A 17,125-nucleotide genomic window follows, 5' to 3' on the forward strand; every position below is an offset into this window, starting at 1 on the left:
ATAGATAACCTTGTTTAGTCTTGCCCTTTTTCAGACGGTTTCTTGTCCGACTTTTGCGGTTCGGTAGGGGGCTTGTTTTGCTGCTCCCATTTTTCCAGTAGCTCCTCCAACTGCTTAAGTGCGCGTCCCGCTTCTTCGTAGTTGCCGTCTTTGTTCGCTTGGCGGTAGCGGTTGAACGTCGATTGAATGTCTTTGACGAGTTCATCCGGTGTTTGCGGCAGGGCACGAGGGTCGTCCTTTTGTTGGCTATCCTTGCCCTTCGCTTTGTCCGACTCCTTCGAATCCTCCTCGTCTGAGTTGTCCCCGTCTTTGTCTGCTTTTCCGCTGTCGCCAGTCGCTTCGTCGAGTTCGGAGGGATCGACGCCAGCGTCGACGTAGCTGACGAGTTTCTCGATCGCCTCGCCGAGTGTCGGCTCCATGACGATATAATCCTGGTAGGCGACGATCACTTGTTTCACTTCTGGCAGCGACGTTTCGTTGCTCGATTCGATGTAGAGCGGTTCGACATACAGTAGCGTGTCTTCGATCGGGATGACGAGCAAATTGCCGCGAATGACGCGCGAGCCGCCTTGTGACCATAAGTTTAACTGTTGCGAGATGGTGGCGTCTTGGTTGATGCGGTTTTCGATTTGCTGCGGGCCGTAAATATTCCGCTGCTTCGTGTACTCGTACACGACCATGTCGCCGTAGCGGTCGCCGTCGTTACGCACTGCCATCCAGGCGATCATGTTTTGCTTCGTATTCGGAGTGAACGGAATTAACATGATGAATTCTTCTCGCTCCGAATCGTCTAACTTCATCGTCACGTAGTACGGTTCCATTTCGATATCTTTGTCCCCGTATTTTTCCGTCGGAAATTGCCACATGTCCTCCCGGTTGTAGAACAGCTCCAAGTTCGTCATATGGTAGACGCGGTACACGTCGGCTTCGATTTTAAACAAATCGAACGGGTAGCGGAAGTGGCTGCGGATGTCCTCCGGGATGTCTGTCGTAAACAAACGCGGGAACATGTTTTGATACGTCTTGGCGATCGGTTCGTCCGGATCGACTAAGTAAAACGTCACTTCCCCCGTATAGGCGTCAACGGCGATTTTGATCGGATTTTTAATGTAGTTGTACGGCTTTTCCATCGAGTCGGCGTACGGGTAACGGTTCGTTTTCGTATAGGCATCTAGGAGCCAAACGATACTACCGTCATCGCGCACGACCGGGTACGGGTCTTCACCGAGGTCTAAAAACGGCGCAATGCGCTTCACGCGGTCGACGATGTTACGCGTTTGCAGTAACTTGCTCTCTTTCGTAATTTGTTCCGAGACGAGATAGCGGAAGTTGCCTTCGTTCCACGCGAACAACACGCGGTTCAACATCGTCATCGGAATGCCGGAGTTCATTTCGTAGCGGTGCGATTTGTTTTCGTTCGACGAAGGGTAGTCAAATTCATCGACGGCAGTGTTGACGACAACGGTCCGGTAGTCGTTCTCTCCGAAGTAAATTTGCGGACGCTTAATGTCGAGCGGACCTTGCGGCGGCAAGTCTTTGACGACGTACTTCGGTTGTCCTTCCTTCGTTACTTCGTTCACATTGCTCATGGAGATGCCGTAACCGTGCGTGTAACGCAAGTTTTTGTTCACCCACGTCTGCGCTTGATCAGGTAGCTTGTTTTGCCTGAGCTCGCGTGCGGAAATGAACACTTGTCGGTACTCCCCGTCGATGACGTAACGGTCGACGTCGACGTCGAGAAAATCGTAGTACGGACGAAACGTCTGTAACTGGTTGTACACATTTTCCAGCGGCCGACTGTCGTTAATTCGAATGTTCTTTACCGTTAAGTCATTGCGCGCGAGCATTTTTTTCGACAGCGAATCATTAACTTCTTTACTCGTCACTTTCACTTCGTCTAAGCCGTAAGCTTTGCGCGTGTAGTCGAGGTTGTGCTGCAAATACGGTTTTTCCTTCGCGTATTCGTTTGGCGAGACGATAAAGCTTTGCACGGCCCACGAAGCGACTCCGCCGAGTAACGAGGTGCCGATAAACAGGGCGGCACCGATGACGGCAAAGCGGACGCGTCGTTTGACGATTGCTACGATGATGAGTGCAGCGGTGACGATCGCGAGTGCCGCCATGATGTAGTTGAGTGGGATATTGATCAAGTTGTCGGTGTAACTAATGCCGTACACGACAGAGTCTTTCAAGCCGCTGACGCTTTTCGTCAATGCCTTGTCATACGGGGCGAGCGCAAATTGGCAGGCGATGAGCAGGCCGAGCAAGCCAATGCTGACGAGGAAGTGGCGCTGCGCGCGGTTAGAGTGCAAGATGAGACCGCGCAACGAGTAAAAGACGAGTTTGACGACGATTGACCCGCCGACGATAAACAAGAAGACCGAGAGGGCGAACTTCCACATCGGCAGCGTATACACGAAGAAGGATACGTCGCGTCCGAAATAAGGGTCGGTCACGTTAAACGACGCCTGGTTTAAAAAAGTGAGAAACGGTTCCCATCCGAGTCCTTGCACGACGAAGCTACCCAACAATCCTACCAACAAAGAGAGGGCGATGTTGAGGCGGAAGAACCGTTTCCGATCGGTGATGAGTGAAATAAATGTTTCATTCGGGAATTCACGCATGTACGTGGCGCGAATGTTGACGAATAAACTATACGTACATGCGGAAAAAAGGACAAATCCGATCCCCCATAAACTGATTTTTGCCGTGTAAATGGTCGTAAAGACGGAGCCGTAGCCCAGGTTATCCATCCAGACGTAGTCGGCGAGCAATTTCACGCCGAACGTCGCAAACAAGATGACGGCGACGATCGCGCTGAGCCAGATCCCCAGCTTGATTAATGCACGAGGTGGTCGAAAGCGGATTGGCCGCTCGTTGCGAATGACTTTAAAATTCAACACAATTCTCCTCTCCGTCATTTAAACGGTATATATATAATCTCTTCATACGTGCACTTAAGTGATCCGTTTCACCTCGTGTCCACGTTCACAAAGGTGAAACAAAGGCGGAGCCACTTTGATTATAGCGAAACGCATCCGGCGTGCCAAGGGATGGCGGCGCTTGGCATGCGGGAAAATGTTTTTTACTGGCATAAAAAGAATTGGCCTAGCCACTGACGACTAAGCCAACAAAATAATCTGGCACAGAAGGTTATGCACACCGTTCTGAAGGACATGCCCCGTAATGAGTGCAAGCGAATCAATGGGTCACTTCGCGGTGCCGATACGCGCGTAAACCGAGAAAGGAGACGACGACGTAAACAGAGAGGGCAATGCCGCCACCGACAAATACCGTCTCAATCGACCACAAATCGACCAAGCGACCACCCAACAGCGGCCCGACGATGATCGCGACACCTTCTGACAGGTTGAATAGCGAATAGACCGCACCGTAGGAGCCGATACCGGTGCGGTCGACAATTTTGCCGAGCGTCGACAGCGTCGGAGCGAGTGCAAAACCGAGGCTCGTGCCGACGAGGGCGATGGCGGCGACTTCTTGCCACACGGTGCGGGCAAGGGTGAGTAGCGGCAAACCGACGACGAGCACACTTAAGCCGATCAGCATGAGCGCATAAGGGTTGTAACGGTCAGCTAATGCGCCCGCTACCGGAGAGATTGCGGCATAGCCTACGGTGGCGGCGCCGAACATCATCCCGATGAGGGCGGCGGAAGAAGTAAATCGTTGCTCTAAAAACATCGGCAAGATCGGTTCCAACGCACACAAGATGATTTGTCCGGCAACGATGACACTTGCGACGAAAAGGATTGCCGGATTGCGCAGCAGCGACAAGGCTCCGCCTTCTTTGTTATCGTTTTTCTTTATCGGAGCCGTCGGGAGAAATAACAGGACGACGATTAAAATGACAACCGAGAGAATCGCGCTAAAGATGAATGGCGCGAGGAATCCGCCGATTTCCATTAGCCAGCCGCCTACAGGTGCCCCGAGCAACGTACCAGTCGAAATGCCGGTGAGCGCCGTGCCCATCGCTGCCCCGCGCATGTGTGTTGGAAATAAGTCGGCGAGTAGGGCGAGGGAGGCGACCCAAGCGGACGCTCCCGCGACTCCTTGCACGAACCGGGCGGCGATTAGCCAATACATGTCGAAGGCGAAAGCAAACATCACGGTGGATAAAGCCATGCCGATCAAACCGAACACAATCGGTTTTTTTCGGCCGATGCGATCCGTCAGTGAACCGAGAAACGGTGTTGTCACCATTAGCCCAACTGCATAACTGCTGAACAGCACCCCGATCATCGTCGGCGACAGCTTAAAGTTTTCTTCTAAAAACGGAACTAACGGAATGAGCAAGCTATACAGCATCATATCGAGAAACAAAATAGAAACAACTAAGATCAAACCGATTTTTTGCTTTTTGTTCATTTTTAATTGACTAATCTTTGGTCACCTCAATATTATTGTAAAGAAGAACGCCTTTCCGTTTGTCGCGTGAGTTCGGGAAGTATGCCAGCAGATCCGAAATGAAGAAAACTATTTTCGTTTCATTAGTTTCAGCAAAAAAAAGAGCTAGCGTTTCTGTTCCGGGATCAATCCATACATTAAAATGTCGACGATGGACGTGAGCGCTTCGTCGACCGTGATATGGTTTTCGGCGAAAAAGCGCTGGTCGAGAATCGTATTCGTCGCGTCGATCGCCAGTTTGATCACTAACGGTACGTTGACGTCGACAATCTCGCCCTCCCGGATGCCTTGCTCGATCAACAGTTGCAGCTGATCCCACTCGGCTCTTAGGGCGGTGTCGACTTTATGCCACTGCTCGGGATAGTAACGCTTCATCTGTTCGAGGTTGCGCAAATCGTAAAACTCGAAGTGAGACGGCAGCACCATCATGACTGCTTTTATTTTTTCTACTAGCGACAAACGGTCGTCTTGCATAATGTGCATCGTCTTTTGATCCATGTGTTCGAGGGAGCGTTCGATGATTGTGTCCAAAATGCTTACTTTAGACGAAAAATGCTCGTAAAGCGTCCGTTTGCTGATGCCGATTTTTTTACTTAAATCGTCCATCGTAAATTTCATGCCGTGCAAGCGTACTTCGTCGATAAACGCGTCCATAATCCGCTCTTTCACATCAATCCTCCTCGTACGTAAGCCGTATTGCGGGTAGTTTTTACGGTAAGGTACTTCACAAACGGTGTGATCCCACCTGTCACAACAAGCATATAGGCGGATGGAAACTAATAAAACTGTAATAGTTTACATTATAACATGTGCGTTCGGGGTTAAGCAACAGTGACCATTTGTGTCTGTATTTGTCATCGTTTATGAAGCGGAGGCGTGTCATTGCGAGCGGATTTCCAAGAGAAAAAGCAAAGGTCTTCAACCTAAGCGTAAAGGTTAACTGCCCAAGCGATTAGAGGGGGCGTTCTTTATCCACAAGTGGATAAAGGGAAATGCAATCGTTTATAGTTATTATAAGGGACGACCGCTGTGATAACGATGGTACGGAAGGGAAGACGAGGGTAAACATATGGCGCACATTCAATTGAAACGCGTGTATACAGCAGCACAGAGAGAGGACGGCGTTCGCGTGTTAGTTGATCGCCTGTGGCCGCGCGGCGTGGTGAAGGGAGATGGGCGCGTCTCGTGCTGGTTAAAAGAAGTGGCGCCGACGCACGAACTACGCCGTACCTTTCATCGCGATCACGACTTTGCCGCCTTTGCGCGCAACTACCGCACCGAGCTCTCCGAACGGGAAGAGGCAAAGGAGGCGCTCAGGCAGTTGTGCGCACTGGCAAAGACAGTTGAACGCGTTACACTCGTCTTTGCCAGTAAGGATGAGCAGCACAACAATGCCGTCGTTTTGCGGAATGTACTATTCAAGACGTGTCACTTGTAAAAACCGTGGTAATGGGCGTGCAGCAGGTATTGCTCCTCTTTACCGGCTTTAAAATCACTCAAATGCTTAAACGTGAGCGATCCGGGGTTGGGGATCATTGCGACATAGAAGCGGTCGCTCCCTGATTGTTTAATCGTCTCGTGCGGAACGGGGATAAACAAGTCTTTGTCTTTCGGTTGCTGTAGAGTGAGGGAAGGCTGACCGTCTAAAGGAATCAAGTTACCGTTCCAATCGAACAGAATGACTTCTTGAACAAGTTGTTTCGGCGTTTGGTCAATGGCAATGTAAGCCCCCTTGGCTAGGGAGCGTTCTGCCTCTAGTTCAACGAATGATTGATCGCTTATGAAAACGAATGGAAACCCTGGTTCCTCCGAGATGCTTTTGTGCGTTTGCACTGATGTCGTTTCGGTTAAAGCTGGTTTGGTGTCAATGCGGAATGGGTCTTCCATTGTCGTCAGTAAGCGGCGGCTTGCTGGAGAAATTGAATCTTTATAATGTTTGTCGATTAAGAAAACGACTAGTGACGATGTACCGTTAGCAACTTCCGGTTCGACAGTAAGCGGCAGTTTGAGCGACGCTTCACCCGGCATCTTAAAGTCTAAGTATGGTACTTGCTTCCCGGCGACAGTGAACGGAAGGAAGCGTTTGCCTTCGTATAGGAATAGGCGGAAGTGACGTTGTTTGACGTCTTTCAAGCTGTCTACGACGAACTCCAAGTTGAGCGTTTTATTGTTTGGATCGAGCTGGGCATACGGCACGGATTCACCTGCGATGACGACTTCTTTTTGCTGCTTCTTATCTATGAGCAGTTCGTCAACTGTATCGGGCATAAAACCGATCTTCTCTTCTAAGTCTTCCTCGATAAGCAAATGCGTGTCTTTTTGAATGTAGCGCTGTATGTCGACGTGAGTAGAAGACGCTGTTTTTGATTGATTAGGCTTATCTTGCTGGGCAACTGGCGCCGTCCTGCCTTTATTGCTACTTTCCGTCGGTGTAGACGGGGAACAGCTTACTAATAGCAACGCGCTGAATATACTAATGAAGACTGTATGTAATCGCATCAAGTTACCACCTTTCGTTCACAGTCCCCCTCCGAATGAGAGGAGAGGGACTGTGTCAAATTAAAAACTGACGCAATTGTCTTGCCGACCCATTTCATTTTCATACCTTAGCAACTCCTTTACAAGTTATTTTATTGACAATATATGAATTCGCGACATTCTCGCATTAGCCTGCTATTTTCGTCAAATTTATGTGGCGCATTTGTGACAATTGGCTCTTATAATGCGAATCATCATACTAGGGAAGGCGGAAGAAGTGCTCAGTCTCGACCCGGATGAGGATATGTTCATGTTTGGGGATCTCATTTAAAAATAAAAACTGGCCCTTCCACTTCTGCACTTCCGTTGCAGTAGGGCGGGCCAGTTATTTGTGTCTCCCGGCTTATTCTCGTCTTCCACTAACTACGTAAAAGTACCAACGTCAGGTCAGTGAAAACATAAGCCGTCATTTCGTCACCGTCGGAATGACGGTCAGCCGCGGTTTTTCGGGCTGCTTATTTTTTGGCGCTCGTTTTTGCACTTGCTTCGTCGCGCGGTGGCGCGAAATGTTGAGCAAAATGCCGCCGATTGCCGCGTTAATGACGAGTGACGTCCCGCCGTAACTAATAAAAGGCAGCGTCACGCCGGTTACTGGAACGAGGGCGGTGGCGACGGCGATGTTAAGCACGACTTGCACGCCGACTAACGTCACTAAACCGACGGCGAGCAATAAGCCGAACTGATCAGGTGCGCGCAAGGCGATCACGAAGCCGCGATAGAACAAGGCGAAGTAAAATAGAATGAGTAAACAGCTGCCAAAAAACCCTAGCTCTTCCGCAATGATCGAAAAAATAAAGTCGGTGTGCGCCTCTGGCAAGTAGAGCATTTTTTGGATGCTGTTGCCGAGTCCGACTCCGGTCCAGCCGCCGGGGGCAATCGCGTACAGCGACTGCACCGTTTGAAACCCTTGGTCACTCGACGTGGCAAACGGATCGAGAAACGTATGTAGGCGGGTCACCCGATACCCTTTCAATAATAAGAAGCCGATTAGGATCGGGACGGAAGCAGCGCCTAAAAAGAACAAGTGCTGTTTTTTCACTCCCGCACTAAAAACGATTGCGGTGCACGCGCAAAACAAAATAAGCGCCGAACTGAAGTGTGGCTCAAACACAATAAGTAAAAACAACAGACCGATCACGATGAGCGGTGGCAGCAGACCGCGCCAAAAATCTTGCAGCCGGTGTTGTTTTTTGGAAAAAATATGCGCGGCGTACATGACGGCTGTGACCCGTGCGATCTCCGAAGGTTGGAAAGAGAAACTGCCGAGGTAGATCCAACGGCGCGCCCCATTTGTTGGGGGCATGAAAAAAACGGTGATCAACAAAATAACCGTCAGGAAAAACAACAGCCCGAGTAGTTTTCGATACGCTTTATAGTTAATGTTCATACAGACGACGAGTGCGATGACGGCTAACACTGCGTACGCGAGCTGACGTTTGAAATAGTAGTAGCTATCGCCCTTTTCCGATAGGCCGAAATAAAAACTAGAACTAAAAACCATCACGAGGCCGAAGCCGATCAGTGAAAGTAGTATGAACATCAAAATAAAATCTGGTTTTCCGCGGCTCATGCGCATCTCTCCAATTGTAGCCGTAGATTTTCCGTTTTATATCGAGTGATTATATGATAGCATGTTATAGCAGAGGAATCACGCGGAAGGGTGTCATGATGAAAGAAAAACGTGAGCAACCGATGTTGCGCTACTTTGATTTCCCGCTAATTATTATTCTTTTAGGGCTAATGGCGGTAAGCATTTTAGCAATTTCGAGTGCGAAATTTAACGAGCCTTCGTTTGTACAAAAACAACTTATTTTTTACGGATTAGGCTTTGCCGCGATCATTGTCATACAGTTTTTTGACTACCGACATTTAAAACGGTTTTCTTTCTGGTTATATGGGATTGGCGTCGTTTTGCTCGTCCTCGTTAGAGTGATCGGAAGGGAGGAAAAAGGGGAGACCCGTTGGCTCGGTATCGGTGGCTTTCAGTTTCAACCGTCTGACCTAATGAAAATTTTCCTTATTATTGCACTAGCCAAAGTGATGGCCGACTTGAACGAAGCGCCGATCCGCAGTTGGAAATCGCTAGGGAAAATTTTCGGCCTCTTTATCGTGCCATTCGCTTTTGTCGTGCAAGGCGATTTAGGGACGGCGATTATTATGATGGCAATCTTTGCCAGTATGTTGCTCGTGGCTGGTTTAGATTGGCGCATATTAGTCACTTGCGTCTTAATCGTCGTGCTTGCGATCGGAAGCGTATTTTACGTGTACTTTAATCACACAGATATGTTGGAAAAAGTACTAAAGCCACACCAGTTTCAGCGAATTCAAACGTTCGTCGAGCCGACAGCGGACATTTCCGCCAAGGGCTATCAAGTGTATCAAGGAACAGTAGCGATCGGTTCCGGGGGGTTAATGGGTAAAGGGTTCCGTGAAGGCACGCAAGTTCAAGGTCGGTGGGTCCCAGAATCGCACAACGACTTCGTCTTTACTGTGATTGGCGAAGAGTATGGCTTTATTGGCGTGAGTGTACTAATCTGTCTGTTTATTTTTCTCATTTACCGCATGGTGCTCATTGCGCTCAGCTCCAATGACTTTTTCGGGAGTTATATCGTTGCTGGAGTTATCGGGATGCTTGTGTTTCAAGTGTTTCAAAATATCGGGATGACGATCGGCTTAATGCCTGTAACGGGCATCAACTTACCATTTATTAGTTATGGGGGAACTTCGTTGCTATCGGTTATGATCGCGGTCGGTCTCGTGATCAATGTCGGCATGCGGCGCAACAAACCGTTTTATTACGACGCGGTCGACAAATAGCGACCGTATAATTGTCCGTTTGCTGCCGATGCTATGAGCAGGAGGTGATCTCGTTGCCCGAAGTGCGCTGCAGTGTCGCCAACTGCTTTTTTTGGAATGAAGGTAACCTTTGCGGGGCAGATGCGATCATGGTTGAAATCGACAAAAACGCCCAACAGACGTTTGACGAGGAAATTGGCGGGGAAATGATTAACACGTCTCGCGCCTACCCGAATGGCGCCAGTCGTTCCGAAGACACGTGTTGTCATACGTTTCGCCCCCGCCCAAAAGCTTAGATCTACCGCAGATCTACCGCAATCATCCAGTCGGTGATTAGTGGCTCTATGTTTTGTTGACGAAGTTTTAGGGGTTGCACAAGGCGCTGCTTCCAGTCGGATGCGCACCAGGCAGCCCCCCTTTTTTTTGCGGAAAATGTGTACATTGTTTTTCATAAAAGCATACTAAGTTCACGTACGTTATGCTATAATATAATTAAAATAGTATTCGTTTCCGAAAAAGCGAATAGAGGATGCACATTCGTTAGAAAAGTCGCCAAATAAAACTTTAAAGCGGCGACATTCACCCAAACTTGACGTTTGACGAATGAGGGAGGATGAATGCGTAAATGCCTTTGATGGGACTTATGATGGTGCTTTTGGTCGCCTGTATTGGGTTGACGTTTTACGCCCAGTTTAAGGTGAAAAGAAACTACAAAAAATGGTCTGAAGTGGCGGCTTCTTCCGGGTTGACCGGCGAACAAGTAGCGCGGCAAATTTTAGATCAAAATGGGCTGTACGACGTGCCAGTCGAACCGGTGAAAGGCACGTTATCGGACCACTACGATCCGCTCAACCGTGCCGTTCGGTTGTCCGAAGATAACTTTTACGGCCATTCGATCGCGGCGATCTCTGTCGCTGCACACGAAGTTGGACACGCCATTCAGCATAAAGAAGATTACAGCATGCTCGTTTTGCGACATCGCATGTTCCCGCTCGTGAACTTCACGTCGGGAATTGCCCCGTACTTAATTCTTGCTGGATTTATTTTCAGCTACTTTAAGTTAGCGACCGTCGGCGTGGTATTTTTCTCCTTTGCCGTTGCCTTCCAATTGGTGACTCTGCCGGTAGAATTTAACGCCAGCAGTCGGGCAAAAACGATCATGGTAAAGAACGGTTTTATTCGCAATAACGAGGAGTACGGTGTCAATAAGGTGTTAGGTGCAGCCGCTTTTACGTACGTCGCTGCGGCATTACTCGCCGTTGTCGAATTGCTGCGCTTTATCCTCATGCTCGTGCTCTCGAGTGACGATTGATTCGCTCACGCTTTAACCCCCCTTAGCTCAGCTGAGGGGGGTTTTTTGTATAATTCCTCCGCATTCGCTCACACTAACAGCGACATTCACTAAAGGAGGAATGCACCTATGAATAGCAGGAAATATGTGTGGCTCTGTTTCGCACTCGCAATTGTCTTTGTCGCTACCACGGTTGCTGGGTGTGGGATGACCAATCGACCGAATCGCTCCGTAACCCCGGCGCCAGCGCCGACGCGGACGCCTGATGGCAATTTAGGCGTCAGCGATTACCGGGCGAATGACAACCGCAATCTTAACCGCAATTTCGGTATGAACCGTGCCCGTCCGAGCAACACGATGCGCTTGGCTGACGATGTCGCTGACAAAGTGGCAGACATGCGTGAAGTGAAGTCGGCGACGGTCATGTTGATGGGTAACACCGCATATGTCGCTGTCGATATGCCGGCTCGAGAGCAAGGGCGCTTGACGAACCGGTTGAAAGACCGCATCGGCGACGTCGTACGCCGTGCAGACAGCCGCATTGACAACGTCTACGTGTCTGCGGACGCAGATTTCTTCCAGCGCATGGGCGGTTATGCGCGCGACATTCGCGGTGGCAAACCGATCCGCGGTATGGTGAACGAAATCACGGAGACGTTTCGTCGCACCTTTCCAACCGCGCATTAACACATCCCACACTAAACATAGTCACCATTTCGGGGGTTCACAAAAAGCCCCCTTTTTTTGTGCTTTAAATGGACAAATATGTGAACTTATACGATATAATTAAATAAGGAAAAGACAGTTCCGTTTACGTTAAGGGGGGTACTGGATGAAACGGTTAACGCCAATCGATATATTCAATAAAGACTTTAAATATGCGCTTCGTGGCTACGAGGTCGACGAAGTGAACGAGTTTTTGGACTTAGTCATTAAAAATTTCGAGGCGCTCATCGAAGAGAACCGGCAGTTAAAAGAACAGTTGAAGACGGTTCAGGAAGCAGCTGTTTCCGATACTGGTGACGATGCAGTACTGAAGGACATCATGCGTCGCATCGAGCGGCTAGAAGAGCGCGTATACCGTAACCATTCGTAAAAGTGGACCTACAATGTAACGATACAGGATGGGAGAGTTGGCTTTTTTATGTCGGCTTTTAAACGTTTTTTTAGTGGGGTAACCGACACCGGGGATAAAGTGAGGGACAAACGATTCCGCACGCGTTATTATCGAGCAGAGCGCAAAAAGGTGTGCAGCGAACTGGCTAAATTTTTTCAGCGAGAAAAAGATATAGAGCTCGTTCACGAAAGTTTAGAACGCGGTGAGATCATGATCGAGTATCGCAACGGGATCGGCATGACTCACGATCTCGTCGTCACGGTCTTACCGGTTACGCCTGTACAGGCTTCGGTCGATATGCACGCAGCTGTACGCAGCCGCTTCTTCGATTTTGGCACGAACGGCAAAATGATTACGCGTATTTATCGTTTTTTGGATAAACAGTTTACGACTGTGGAATGAAAAGACAGTGGAGGGAAGGACTTCCGCTAACGAACGGAATGGCCCGGGTGAGCGGAAAGTCCTTCTTTGTTATTTTGTACGCGAGAGAGAACGCGCTTTGTACACGCGGTAACCGACATACGCAAGGATGATCGCTACGACGAGCGCGATCGAGACGACGCCGAGATACTCGTCGATCAGTTTCACGGCGTACTGGCCAAAGGCGAGGATGGCTACTGCCTCTAACATAAAGCGCGCACCGCGGCCGAGCAAGGACCACCAAATGAGGTCGTTTAGTTTCACTTTCGACATTCCGGAAGCGATTGTAAACACTTTGTACGGAATAGGCGTAAAGCCGGCAATGGCTAACGCGGCACCGCCGTATTTCTGAAAGTACTGCTCCACTTTTTCGATTTTATCGGCGGAAAAAAATTTATTCATTAACGGGCGTCCCGCTCTTTTACCGATCCACCATCCGAATACTGCGCCTAATACGGAAGAGGCGGTCGTTAAGACGCCGTACCAGAGCGCCAACTCCCGATTGGCCAACGCAAGTGGAATGAGTAGCACATCCGGTATGACCGGGAAAAAGGAACTTTCGATAAAGGAGACGATGATTAGTCCCCAGACCCCGTACTGTAGAAAAAAATCTGCTAACGCCGCAATCATTTCGCGAATGAGATCCATATTGTGTGTGTTCCCCTTACTGTTTATTGTGAGCTTATCGCTGGAATAATGTCCTAATCATCTTATCACGATGTGAACGACATCGCCATGATTTTTCCATTTAGATCATCTCAAATGGCTTAGATCATACATATGCGTAAACAGGATATACTCATGCATGAGGTGGTCAAAACTGCCAATATAGATCTTACCCGAGAGACCATACTAACGGTACACCTTTGTAAAGGAGGGTTGCCGTGTGGCGGAAGACGAACGGCGCGATCTCGGAAACGATCGAGGGCAAGGGAGTGGACGAAAAGTCGTCCCGTATACGCAAAGGACCGGCCTGACAAATAAACGAACGGCCGCTGATGTGACGGAAAAACGCATGGCCACTGAATGGGGGCCGGCAAATGCCAAGATCGACGACCCGATTGAAGGAGGCGATGACGCGCCTCTTCGTAACCTCGATGCGAACGATATTTGGGCGAGTGCGAATGACGTCCGCGGATACGGGACGCCGGCTACTCGTGATGAAAACGACCGAAGCGATGACAACAATCGCCACCCTTTAGACGATGTCGGTCTAAGTAAAGACGATTTTAGGTCACTTGTGAGCGATGTCGACGATGTTGAAACTGCACAAGAGTTAACGGCGAACGATGCACCCGTCGACGGGACAGAGGAAAAAACAGGCGGGAACGGCCTAGGCGTAACTGGGCTTATCCTTTCGCTCGTTAGCATCTTTATCTATCCCATCATTTTTGCTCCGGCAGGGATGATTGTCGGTTATTTCGCGTTCCGCTCGGGCGCGCGAACGAGTGGCATGTGGGCGATCGCCATCAGCGCGCTCGCACTGCTAATGGCCGTCTGGATCTTACCCGCATTTTACCGCTAACGACTGTTATTGTTTTGAATCGCAATCAGGAAATAGGAGATCCCGCGCGGGGTCTCCTTTGTCAATGCGAATGGCTCGTTTTTGACAACAGTCGTTTATTTCCTTCCCGTCGCGTCACACCTTCTCGGTCCATCAGTTCGAGTAACGGCACTAAATGTTTGCGCGACAAGTGTAGTAAGTCGCGTGCATCTTGTAATGTCAGTTCACCGTGTGTCGTTAAAAAGTCGACGATCTTTCGCTCGGCGTCGCGGAAATAGGCTGAGTGAATGACCTGATTGCCGTCAGTCGTGTACAACGTGCCGTTATTAACGAAATAGGTGAGCAGGTCGACGCTCGTTTGTTCGTCGAGCTGTACGTCGTCAGAGGTGGTGAGTTCCCGCCAAGGGGTCGCTTCTCCCCCGCGTTGTTTAACGGCGGCGAGTAGCTGTTCGCTTTTTTTCTGTAAATTTTTCGGAATAGCTGTCTGGAAGGAACGAGTCGCAATGTGTTCCCCGCGCGCTGTCAAGTGGTCGGACCACAGCTGAAAGAGTGCCGCAACTGTCTTTGGCGGCGTCTGAGGTAAAAAGCGGGTGACCCATTCGGCGCGTGACGGCCCCTGACGCAGCGGGAAGTCGTCGTGATAGCGCGCCACCCACGCCTGGCCCTCCCGGAGGACGCGTGCCAACCGTTCCGTCAAAGCGATCTCTGAAGGTAACACCTCTTGAATTTCGCGCTTTTTACTTAGGAGGGACAGGGCGTGGCGAACGTTGGCCTCGGACTCGCCGAGTCGTTGCGCGATGTAGGCGATGCTCTGCACGATGGGCCCTTTAGTCAACACATCGCGTAGGCGCTCTGCGTCATCCCCGGTGTGGAGTTGTTGCAAATAGGTCGCTGAGGCGGCCGCATATTTCATTTTTTGGCCATAAGGACGGATCACTTCGCCCCCTCCGAGTGTCGTCGCCGGACTCGGGCGACGAAAAATAAAGCGATCGTCGCGGCTAGCTACCGTACGTTCTCGCAAGCGAAACGTCACATATGCCTCGTCATCTGCACGCAGGACGGAACGGTCGTACAAAATAATCTGTGCGGTACATTCGGCACTTCCGATGTATACGTTAACAGACGCTTGGTGTTTCACGTCGGGCGCATCTGGTAAGGTGCGAATGAAGGCGTCAATGCGGTCGGTCGGAAACAAGTGCCCACGAGCAGCGAGGACGGAGCCGCGCGCGAGGTCACTCTTCTTAACTTGTGCTAAGTTGAGCGCGGCTCGCTCGCCAGCGTAAGCTGTGTCGACGTCTGTTCCGTGCACTTGGACGTGCCGCACTTTTGCCGTTTGTCCGTCAGGCAAAAGATCGACCTCGTCTCCAGGTTGGACGTGCCCTGCATAAACCGTTCCAGTGACGACTGTGCCAACGCCTTTGAGCGAAAAGACGCGGTCGACCGGTAAGCGAAAAGGTGCATCGTGAGAGCGGGCGGGAACGGTCGCGAGTTGCCGCTCAATTTCGCGTTTTAAGTTCGGGATTCCTTCCCCGGTAACAGTAGATGTTTCGCATATGGGGGCATTTGCTAAAAACGTGCCGCGCACCGTTTGCGCGACGTCTTCCCGCACTAGGGTGAGAAATAGTTCGTCGACGAGGTCGGTTTTTGTGAGCACGATTATTCCGCGGGAAATACCGAGCAAGCTTAATATGTGCAAATGTTCCACCGTTTGTGGCATGACACCTTCATCCGCAGCTACGACGAACAGTACGAGGTCGATGCCAGCGACGCCGGCGACCATTTGGCGAATAAACCGTTCGTGCCCAGGTACGTCGATGAGCGATATGTGCGCGCCCGAAGGGAGGAAAAAGGGAGCAAACCCGGGTTCGATCGAAATGTTGCGCGCTTTTTCTTCTTGTAGGCGGTCCGTATCTACATTTGTTAAGCATTTTGTCAACGACGTTTTTCCGTGGTCGATGTGACCGGCAGTGCCTATCGTGTAATAACTCATCGATAAACGTCCTTCCCCAAACGATTTAATGATTTGTATGTATTTATCATAGCGAACGGGGCGTGCTGTCGGCAAGTCGGTGCCGGTCCATCTCCAGAGGCTGCCGCGGATCCTTGGCATGGTGCCTACATGTGGTCTCATGTGATATTGTGCACAAGTTATTATATAATAGAATGTGGTTACGTAGTAAAGAAAACGAATAGCGTTCGTGTGGTAGAAGAGGAGAACGACTAATGATTAAATGTATTGTCACTGATCTCGACGGCACGTTATTGAATGAGCGCATCGAGATTCAACCCAGCGATATAACAGCGTTACTGTCAGCAGCGCAAGCTGGTTTCGAACTTTGCTTCGCGACGGGCAGGGCATACGGGGAAATTCAGCAGATTATGCAAAAAGTCGGGGTGAGTGGTTACGCAGTCAGTCAAAACGGTGCATGGACGTATACGAAGGACGGTGCTTTACTGCATGCCGCGACGTTCGCCGCGGAAACCGCGCAGCAAATCATTGACATACTGTCCTCTTACGACGTCGTCACGCTGTTATGTGATGCGGATCGCTACTATATTGCAGAGAAAACGGATCGTTCGCGCGAGTACGTCGAGCGGCTCATCATTCCGTGTGAACAAGTAGGGCCGTTGCGCGAGGCTGTCGGTGGACGGATCCAGACGAGTAAAATTAACGCGTTCGGAAAACCGGAGCGGTTAAAGGAGGCTACAGACGCGATCGCGCATGCACTCAGTGATGTCGTCGATACGTATATAGTGAACGAGGATTGTTTAGATATTATGCCGACAGGTGTGACAAAGGGGAAGGGATTGTCACAGTTGTTGGACCATATTGGGATGCAAGTAGACGAGATGGCGTGTATCGGGGACTCGTATAACGATGTACCGATGTTCGCTTTGACTCCGCACAGCTTTGCCATGGCGAACGGCCCCGAGGACGTACGGAAAAAGGCGGCTCACACCGTCGCCTCCGTCGCCGAAGCAGTCGAACGCATCGTCGATCAATGTCGGGCTCGCTGAACGTGTGTCTGGCGTACTA

General features: G+C 50.2%; 16 protein-coding genes. 9 read left to right on the plus strand and 7 right to left on the minus strand.

The window, feature by feature from the left end:
• Positions 1-14: 14 nt before the first annotated feature.
• The 3 genes from BN1247_RS04810 to BN1247_RS04820 form a co-directional block, all read right to left on the minus strand.
• Positions 15-2,900 (minus strand): UPF0182 family membrane protein, encoded by a 2,886-nt coding sequence (locus BN1247_RS04810; RefSeq protein ID WP_054949373.1) that lies wholly within the window; start codon positions 2,898-2,900, stop codon positions 15-17.
• A gap of 301 nt (positions 2,901-3,201) precedes the next feature.
• The gene (locus BN1247_RS04815; RefSeq protein WP_054949374.1) at positions 3,202-4,383 is read right to left on the minus strand and encodes an MFS transporter; all 1,182 of its coding nucleotides are present in this window, start codon (positions 4,381-4,383) and stop codon (positions 3,202-3,204) included.
• A 144-nt stretch (positions 4,384-4,527) separates the two neighbouring features.
• Positions 4,528-5,091 carry a TetR/AcrR family transcriptional regulator gene (locus tag BN1247_RS04820; protein WP_054949375.1) on the minus strand — a complete coding sequence of 188 codons (564 nt, stop codon included), beginning with the start codon at positions 5,089-5,091 and terminating at the stop codon, positions 4,528-4,530.
• Between the two features lie 400 nt (positions 5,092-5,491).
• On the opposite strand from BN1247_RS04820, the gene BN1247_RS04825 reads away from it, so the two are divergent.
• Positions 5,492-5,860 (plus strand): DUF488 domain-containing protein, encoded by a 369-nt coding sequence (locus tag BN1247_RS04825; protein ID WP_054949376.1) that lies wholly within the window; start codon positions 5,492-5,494, stop codon positions 5,858-5,860.
• Here BN1247_RS04825 and BN1247_RS04830 read toward each other — a convergent pair.
• Together BN1247_RS04830 and ftsW are read right to left on the minus strand one after the other, a co-directional pair.
• Complete coding sequence (locus tag BN1247_RS04830; RefSeq protein WP_054949377.1) at positions 5,851-6,921, minus strand: hypothetical protein; 1,071 nt, start codon at positions 6,919-6,921, stop codon at positions 5,851-5,853. The genes BN1247_RS04825 and BN1247_RS04830 overlap by 10 nt on opposite strands.
• 445 nt (positions 6,922-7,366) lie before the next feature.
• Positions 7,367-8,530 carry a putative lipid II flippase FtsW gene (ftsW, locus tag BN1247_RS04835; protein ID WP_054949378.1) on the minus strand — a complete coding sequence of 388 codons (1,164 nt, stop codon included), beginning with the start codon at positions 8,528-8,530 and terminating at the stop codon, positions 7,367-7,369.
• A gap of 98 nt (positions 8,531-8,628) precedes the next feature.
• Here ftsW and rodA point away from each other — a divergent pair, with 98 nt between their 5' ends.
• The 6 genes from rodA to BN1247_RS04865 all read left to right on the plus strand — a co-directional run bounded on the left by rodA (position 8,629) and on the right by BN1247_RS04865 (position 12,566).
• Positions 8,629-9,777 carry a rod shape-determining protein RodA gene (gene rodA, locus BN1247_RS04840; RefSeq protein ID WP_187119725.1) on the plus strand — a complete coding sequence of 383 codons (1,149 nt, stop codon included), beginning with the start codon at positions 8,629-8,631 and terminating at the stop codon, positions 9,775-9,777.
• A gap of 62 nt (positions 9,778-9,839) precedes the next feature.
• Entirely contained in the window at positions 9,840-10,052 is a 213-nt protein-coding gene (locus BN1247_RS04845; protein WP_315969686.1) for a DUF1540 domain-containing protein, read from the plus strand.
• Positions 10,053-10,381: 329 nt separating this feature from the next.
• Positions 10,382-11,068, plus strand: a complete 687-nt coding sequence (locus BN1247_RS04850; protein ID WP_054949381.1) for a zinc metallopeptidase — start codon at positions 10,382-10,384, stop codon at positions 11,066-11,068.
• 108 nt (positions 11,069-11,176) lie between these two features.
• Positions 11,177-11,734, plus strand: coding sequence for a YhcN/YlaJ family sporulation lipoprotein (locus tag BN1247_RS04855; RefSeq protein WP_054949382.1), 558 nt, complete (start codon positions 11,177-11,179; stop codon positions 11,732-11,734).
• A 145-nt stretch (positions 11,735-11,879) separates the two neighbouring features.
• The gene (locus BN1247_RS18380; RefSeq protein ID WP_054949383.1) at positions 11,880-12,143 is read left to right on the plus strand and encodes a DivIVA domain-containing protein; all 264 of its coding nucleotides are present in this window, start codon (positions 11,880-11,882) and stop codon (positions 12,141-12,143) included.
• A gap of 48 nt (positions 12,144-12,191) precedes the next feature.
• Complete coding sequence (locus tag BN1247_RS04865; protein ID WP_054949384.1) at positions 12,192-12,566, plus strand: hypothetical protein; 375 nt, start codon at positions 12,192-12,194, stop codon at positions 12,564-12,566.
• A gap of 69 nt (positions 12,567-12,635) precedes the next feature.
• Here the strand turns inward: BN1247_RS04865 and BN1247_RS04870 are convergent, their stop codons facing one another.
• Positions 12,636-13,232 (minus strand): YqaA family protein, encoded by a 597-nt coding sequence (locus BN1247_RS04870; RefSeq protein WP_187119726.1) that lies wholly within the window; start codon positions 13,230-13,232, stop codon positions 12,636-12,638.
• Between the two features lie 238 nt (positions 13,233-13,470).
• On the opposite strand from BN1247_RS04870, the gene BN1247_RS17395 reads away from it, so the two are divergent.
• The gene (locus BN1247_RS17395) at positions 13,471-14,109 is read left to right on the plus strand and encodes a DUF308 domain-containing protein (RefSeq protein ID WP_054949385.1); all 639 of its coding nucleotides are present in this window, start codon (positions 13,471-13,473) and stop codon (positions 14,107-14,109) included.
• Between the two features lie 61 nt (positions 14,110-14,170).
• On the opposite strand, the gene selB is transcribed toward BN1247_RS17395, so the two are convergent.
• Positions 14,171-16,078, minus strand: a complete 1,908-nt coding sequence (selB, locus tag BN1247_RS04880) for a selenocysteine-specific translation elongation factor (RefSeq protein WP_074011255.1) — start codon at positions 16,076-16,078, stop codon at positions 14,171-14,173.
• A gap of 233 nt (positions 16,079-16,311) precedes the next feature.
• Here selB and BN1247_RS04885 point away from each other — a divergent pair, with 233 nt between their 5' ends.
• A complete protein-coding gene (locus tag BN1247_RS04885; RefSeq protein WP_054949387.1) occupies positions 16,312-17,106 on the plus strand; it encodes a Cof-type HAD-IIB family hydrolase in 795 nt (264 codons plus the stop codon).
• Positions 17,107-17,125: the final 19 nt, after the last annotated feature.

It is taken from the genome of Numidum massiliense (assembly GCF_001375555.1).
GTDB lineage: Bacteria > Bacillota > Bacilli > Thermoactinomycetales > Novibacillaceae > Numidum > Numidum massiliense.